Genomic DNA, 6,000 nt, shown 5'->3' on the forward strand with positions numbered 1-6,000 from the left:
TCGTAGTGCATGCATATCCGATGGGTTTTGCATAGTCGAGAATCGCGTATGTCGTGTGTGATATCTCACTGTGCCGCAGCATATTCAGCAGACACTCAGGCACTAGACTGTTCAGAGGAATATAGCTGGTATTAAGGGAGTCGAGATGGCCATACGGGTCGTGGATTTCAAGACCGTGAGCGCTGAAGGATTGGAAAGCTCTCCGGTTGCGCAGGCTTTGGCAGGTCTGCGGGCCAATGAGTCTCGGTACTTCTTTAATAAGTTCAAGCACACAGTTGTCACCGTTCCGGCACAGGAAGCGCCTCAGATCGTGCAGTGGGTCAATGCGATCCTCCAAGAACGTGATTTGGAGATCACCGATGAGCCCTTGGAAGTCAGCGCCTTTGAAGTGGAAGGCGTGGTGTGTGCCTATGTCTTCTACAAGAGCGGGTTATCCATAAATGTGTTGTACTCCTTGGAATCCGATGGCAAGCGTGCGGTTGGTTTCAAACTGAGTGACGGAATGGATGTTCCGGCATCATTGGAAGGGAAATTCAAATTCGCACGTCAGCGTTCGAAGTTGGCAGGAACGATCAGGGGTTCCTACTTCGTCATTCGCGGCGAGTACGATACAAGCACCGTACTACGGGCGATGCCGGAAGTCTAGGTCATTACCGGAGCTCAGTGATAGGTCTGGGAAGACTGGCGGCATCGCATCGTTTTGGGGAATGCAGAAAGGCATATGGAGCTGGTGAACGAGAACGATAAGCCGTTGGTGTCTGAGGCGCATGAAGGTAAGCCGGTTGTTGAATGGGCTGTCGCCGCAATTGTGGTTGCAAGCGCGTTGCTGGCATTTTTGAGGCAGGGAATGGCCGCCACGATTATCATTTCTGTGACGGCCATTGCGCTAGGTGTGATGAGGGTTATCCTTCGTGAACGCAGTCCTTGGAAGGTGCGTTCTGCGGCATTCGATGCTTTTATCTGCATATGCCTGGGTATCGGACTTTTGATTACGTATTTCAGTATTCGATTGCTGCTGTAGTTAAGGCTTTACAGGATTCAGCATCGAATCGTTGCTCTAGATAAAGCTTCACAGGTTCCAATATCGAAATGCTTCTTTACATGAAGCTTGGTGATATCTGTGAATTACAAACAATTTGGCGGTGTGCTACTGGTGAGCACACCGCCAAATGCGTATCGGATAAACCAAATGTATTCACGGATTATTTCGTAGCATCCGCATCATCAGCCTGAGCGCCGTCATTGTCTTCGGCAACAGGGGACTCAGCCTGGTTTGTCGTTTCGTTTCCGTTATCAGTACCGGCATCTTCCGAATCTGCTATTTCGGTTTCTTCGCTTGCAGTTTCATCTGCCGCTTCAACGGATTGCGATGCGTCAACTGCAACCGCATTGGTTGGACGAGTTGCATTGGAAGCAATCATGCGTGCGACGATGACGACCAATGACACAATGGCTGCGGCCAGAACCGGGCAAATCCAGAACACCCACAGTTGCTCCACAGGATTCTGGGTGAGGTCCGCGTTCATGCCAAGCAAGGCGATACCGGTAGAACGGGCTGGATTCAGCGCTGCGCCAGTAATTGGATAGGTGATGGTGGTGGCAACGCCGTAAGCTGCGCCGATTGACCATGCGCGTGCATGTGAACCCGCACCGTGGCAATGAGCGCCGGAAGTGCGCAGTGCCGTGCCGACAATGATCAAGCCTGCAATCAATTCGGCGACAATCGCCATGGTGACGCCGAAGTTGATATTGGCGCTGGACAGGATGGAATAGGTCGGCGAGGCAGAATCAAAACCGTTGACCGCGGTGGAGAACCAGGTCTTCAAGGTGACTGTGTCATTGGTAGGCAGGATAAAGCGCAGAACCGCTGCTGCTGCGGTTGCGCCCAATACCTGAGCGATGATGTAGAGAATGCCGTCGAGCACTGCGGTGGCATTGGTCAGCATGGAAGCGATGGTGACCGCAGGGTTGATCTGGCCGCCCGAGATCTTGCTGAACATGGCCGTAACGGCGGCATATGCCAAGGCCGTGGCCAGAACATAGAATGGCATATTCACGCCGAACAAGATCGCTGAGATCGAATACATCATATAGATTGCAAAGCAGACGAAGAAGCTTCCTGCGAATTCGGCTCCAACGCGTACCGCCAATGGTTGCTGAGACGCTATCGCCCCTTGGCGGGACTGTGATTCACTCATAATTTTCCTTTTTTTGTGTTGTTGTCGTCAGGAGCACCTGCCAAACGACTGCCATACTACCAGCAGAATCTGAGCCACCTGTTACAATTTCCTAATGAGATGTGCTTCAGATCAGCATCATGCTAGGAATGGCGCATCTGATTTCAGATATAGCAATTTGACAACGGAAGTTACCGTTGCACGGCCACGTTGGGAGAACGATGCCAAACGCTTATTCTCGCGCTGCCAAAGCGCATGACACCAATAACGAAGGAATTCGCCTGCAGAAGCTTCTTGCCCAGGCTGGATTCGGATCTCGCCGTAAGTGCGAGGAAATAATCACTGACGGCCGCGTGGAAGTTGACGGCGCATTGGTAACCGAGTTGGGTACCCGTGTCGATCCTTCACGTCAGCAGATTCGCGTGGATGGTTCACGAGTCCGCTTGAACCCGAATCATGTGACCCTGGCTTTGAACAAGCCCAAGAAGGTGCTCAGCACCATGGACGACCCCAAGGGCCGTTTCACTTTGCGTGACATCGTCGGTGACAAATATGAACGTATTTTCCATATGGGACGCTTGGATTACGATTCCGAGGGTCTTATTCTGATGACCAATGATGGTGAATTGAGCCAGCATGTCATGCATCCAAAGTACGAGGTCGAAAAGACCTATATCGCAACGCTTGACGGCAAGATCAGCGGCACCATCTGCCGCCGACTGGTTACGCAAGGCGTGCAATTGGACGATGGCTGGATCAAGCTGGACCATTGCGCAATAATCGATTCCCACCGAGATGTCACCTTGGTCAAGGTGGTGCTGCATTCGGGCAAGAACCGCATTGTGCGCCGCATTTTCGGGGCTATCGGCTTCCCGGTTCGTCGACTGGTCCGCACCCAAATCGGACCTATCAAGCTGGGTGATTTGAAGGCCGGTTCCTACCGTATCCTTTCGCAAACCGAGGTTCGTTCCCTGTCCAAGGCGGTGGGACTGTGATTCAAGTAGCAATCGATGGGCCTGCTGGAGTCGGCAAATCGTCAAGCTCCAAGGCTTTGGCCAAGTATTTCGGTTTGGCATACCTCGATACCGGCGCGATGTATCGTGCAAGCGCCTGGTGGGTTATGAACCAGGGCATTGATTTGGATGCTGAACAGGTTGATGAGCAGGCGGTTACCGAAGCCGTCGGCGCTCTCTTCACTGAGGATCATATTGAAATCGGCGTGGATCCGGACAACCCTCGTGTGGTTATCGATGGTCGGGATATCAGTGAGGAGATTCGCAGTGCCGAGGTTTCCAGTCACGTCTCCAAAGTGTCCAATATCATTCCTGTCCGCCACTTGCTCATTGCGGCACAACGAGCATATATTGCCCGTGAGGCTGCTGAAGACTCCTTCTCAGAAGGCGCCGGCATTGTGGCTGAGGGACGCGATATCACCACGGTTGTTGCGCCTGATGCGCAGGTGCGCATTCTGCTGACCGCCCGTGAAGAGGTTCGTCAGGCTCGTCGCAGCGGTCAAAGACACAAGGGAGTGGGAGCGGACAGCGTTTCCGCACGCGATGCCGCCGATTCCAAAGTCACGAACTTCCAGACCGCTGCCGATGGTGTGGTAACCGTTGATAACTCGGATATGACATTCGAGGAATCCTTGGATACACTTATCGAGCTCGTTGAAAATGCCTTGGAAGAGCAGGAATATCGTCAGTATCTGGCCAATCTTGAAGGCTATGAGCTGGATGATGAGGATCAGGCTTTGCTGGCATCCGATGGCGGTGAACAGTCATATGAGACCGCGGCTCGTGCAGTCGGCGTTTTGGCTGTGGTCGGGCGACCGAATGTCGGCAAGTCCACGCTGGTGAACCGTATCCTCGGACGTCGCGCTGCGGTTGTGGAAGATACTCCTGGAGTGACTCGAGACCGAGTGAGTTATGACGCTGAATGGGCCGGCACTGATTTCAAGCTGGTTGATACCGGTGGTTGGGAAGCTGATGTTGAGGGCATTGAGTCCGCTATCGCTTCGCAGGCACAGGTTGCGGTGTCTTTGGCTGATGCGGTGATTCTGGTGGTTGACGGTCAGGTCGGGTTGACCGCTTCCGATGAGCGCATTGTTTCCATGCTGAGGGCTTCTGGCAAGCCGGTGACGGTTGCCGTGAACAAGGCCGATGACCACGCCAGTGAATACCTTTCCGCTGAGTTCTGGAAGCTTGGTTTGGGTGAGCCCCACGGTGTTTCCGCAATGCACGGCAGGGGAGTGGGCGATCTGCTCGATGTCGCCATGGAGTCCCTGCGCAAAGCAGAGAAGACTTCTGGATTCTTGACACCTTCGCATCTGCGTCGTGTGGCATTGGTCGGTCGACCGAATGTGGGCAAGTCTTCTTTGCTGAATCAGTTGGCTCATGAAGAGCGTTCTGTTGTGAATGATCTGGCTGGAACCACCCGTGATCCTGTGGATGAGGTCGTGCGCGTTGACGGCGAGGACTGGCTGTTCATCGATACCGCTGGTATCAAGCGCAGAGCACACAAGCTTTCGGGTGCGGAATACTATTCCTCATTGCGCACTCAGGCCGCCATTGAGCGTTCGGAATTGGCTTTGGTACTCTTCGATGCTTCTCAGCCGATCGCCGATCAGGATTTGAAGGTTATGAGCCAGGCTGTGGACGCCGGACGAGCAATCGTTTTGGTGTTCAACAAGTGGGATTTGATGGACGAATTCGGCCGTCAACGCATGGAACGCTTGTGGGCCACTGAATTCGAGCGGGTGACCTGGGCACAGCGTGTGAACCTCTCCGCAAAGACTGGATGGCACACGAACCGTTTGTCTCGTGCCATGAGAGGTGCTTTGGAATCGTGGGATAAGCGCATTCCAACCGGTAAGCTCAATGCATTCCTTGGCAAGATTCAGGCAGCGCATCCGCATCCGTTGCGCGGTGGAAAGCAGCCGAGGATTCTGTTTGCTACGCAGGCATCGACTCGCCCTCCACGTTTCGCGATATTTGCGACAGGATTCCTGGAGCATGGTTACCGCCGATTCATCGAGCGTTCCTTGCGCGAGGAGTTCGGATTCGAAGGTACGCCTATTCAGATCTCGGTGAAGATTCGCGAGAAGAAGAGGCGGAAGTAGAGCTGGTTGTGCATTTCGTGTGCACGGGTTGGTAAGCCCTCCGGCCGATTTAATATAGGTGAGTGGGGCATATATGGGTTACCATATATGCCCCACTCATTGTGTTATCGCTGAGGAATATGCGCATCTAGAAAAGCAAAGTTGATGGATGCCCATGTCTTTGGATTGCATATGTGTCATGAATCCAAGTTGCTCGGCATGTCGACTAGCCGGAAATTAAATCTTATGGTAGGTTATTCCCTTGGTGCTTCTGCACTGTTCGGGCCGTAGCGCAGTTTGGTAGCGCACTTGACTGGGGGTCAAGGGGTCGCGGGTTCAAATCCCGCCGGCCCGACTTTGTGATGTCCCACGACATAATTCACTAAGTCGTGGGGCATTTTTGTTTTCCTGTGGTGGTGTTTCAGGACATCATTCACTCCTGTTTCGCGACATCGTTCACAGTCGGGGTTTGTGGTTTGAGGGTTAACGGACAAAATGTGTGTCTAATGCGGGGGTTATAGGCCAAATTGTGTGTCTGGTGGTGGTTTTATTCGGTGGCGTTTGGGTATCTGGTGCTGGTGTGGAATTCGTTCCAGTCGATGCCGGTTCCGTATCGGTTGGGTATGCCGAACGTTTCGTATGCGCCTTGGGGGCTCCTTTCCCATGCCAGCCTGTGGAGTTCCTCGATTTCTGGTCGGTGAACTGCGTTTCCACCAGCCAGGAGCG

At 53.3% G+C, this 6,000-nt stretch carries 6 protein-coding genes and 1 tRNA gene; 6 read left to right on the forward strand and 1 reads right to left on the reverse strand.

Going from position 1 to position 6,000, the window contains the following annotated elements:
- Positions 1-145: 145 nt before the first annotated feature.
- Together BITS_RS04860 and BITS_RS04865 are read left to right on the forward strand one after the other, a co-directional pair.
- A complete protein-coding gene (locus BITS_RS04860; protein WP_044259515.1) occupies positions 146-646 on the forward strand; it encodes a hypothetical protein in 501 nt (166 codons plus the stop codon).
- Positions 647-721: 75 nt separating this feature from the next.
- Positions 722-1,021 (forward strand): DUF3017 domain-containing protein, encoded by a 300-nt coding sequence (locus tag BITS_RS04865; protein ID WP_229774815.1) that lies wholly within the window; start codon positions 722-724, stop codon positions 1,019-1,021.
- A 181-nt stretch (positions 1,022-1,202) separates the two neighbouring features.
- Here the strand turns inward: BITS_RS04865 and BITS_RS04870 are convergent, their stop codons facing one another.
- Complete coding sequence (locus tag BITS_RS04870) at positions 1,203-2,198, reverse strand: MIP/aquaporin family protein (protein ID WP_026641863.1); 996 nt, start codon at positions 2,196-2,198, stop codon at positions 1,203-1,205.
- 200 nt (positions 2,199-2,398) lie between these two features.
- Here BITS_RS04870 and BITS_RS04875 point away from each other — a divergent pair, with 200 nt between their 5' ends.
- From BITS_RS04875 to BITS_RS09710, 4 genes are all read left to right on the forward strand, one after another.
- Complete coding sequence (locus BITS_RS04875; protein ID WP_026641862.1) at positions 2,399-3,172, forward strand: pseudouridine synthase; 774 nt, start codon at positions 2,399-2,401, stop codon at positions 3,170-3,172.
- Positions 3,169-5,295, forward strand: coding sequence for a bifunctional cytidylate kinase/GTPase Der (der, locus tag BITS_RS04880; protein WP_026641861.1), 2,127 nt, complete (start codon positions 3,169-3,171; stop codon positions 5,293-5,295). Before BITS_RS04875 ends, der begins: the two co-directional genes overlap by 4 nt.
- Before the next feature lie 260 nt (positions 5,296-5,555).
- A tRNA-Pro gene (locus tag BITS_RS04885) sits at positions 5,556-5,629 on the forward strand.
- Between the two features lie 183 nt (positions 5,630-5,812).
- On the forward strand, positions 5,813-6,000 hold a 188-nt coding region (locus BITS_RS09710; RefSeq protein WP_044259517.1), incomplete at its 3' end, for a hypothetical protein.

This window comes from Bifidobacterium tsurumiense (assembly GCF_000741765.1).
Classification (GTDB): domain Bacteria; phylum Actinomycetota; class Actinomycetes; order Actinomycetales; family Bifidobacteriaceae; genus Bifidobacterium; species Bifidobacterium tsurumiense.

Coding starts and splice junctions, on each gene's coding strand:
- BITS_RS04860 (WP_044259515.1), top strand. CDS start 146: ATGGCCATACGGGTCGTGGATTTCAAGACCGTGAGCGCTGAAGGATTG.
- BITS_RS04865 (WP_229774815.1), top strand. CDS start 722: ATGGAGCTGGTGAACGAGAACGATAAGCCGTTGGTGTCTGAGGCGCAT.
- BITS_RS04870 (WP_026641863.1), bottom strand. CDS start 2,198: ATGAGTGAATCACAGTCCCGCCAAGGGGCGATAGCGTCTCAGCAACCA.
- BITS_RS04875 (WP_026641862.1), top strand. CDS start 2,399: ATGCCAAACGCTTATTCTCGCGCTGCCAAAGCGCATGACACCAATAAC.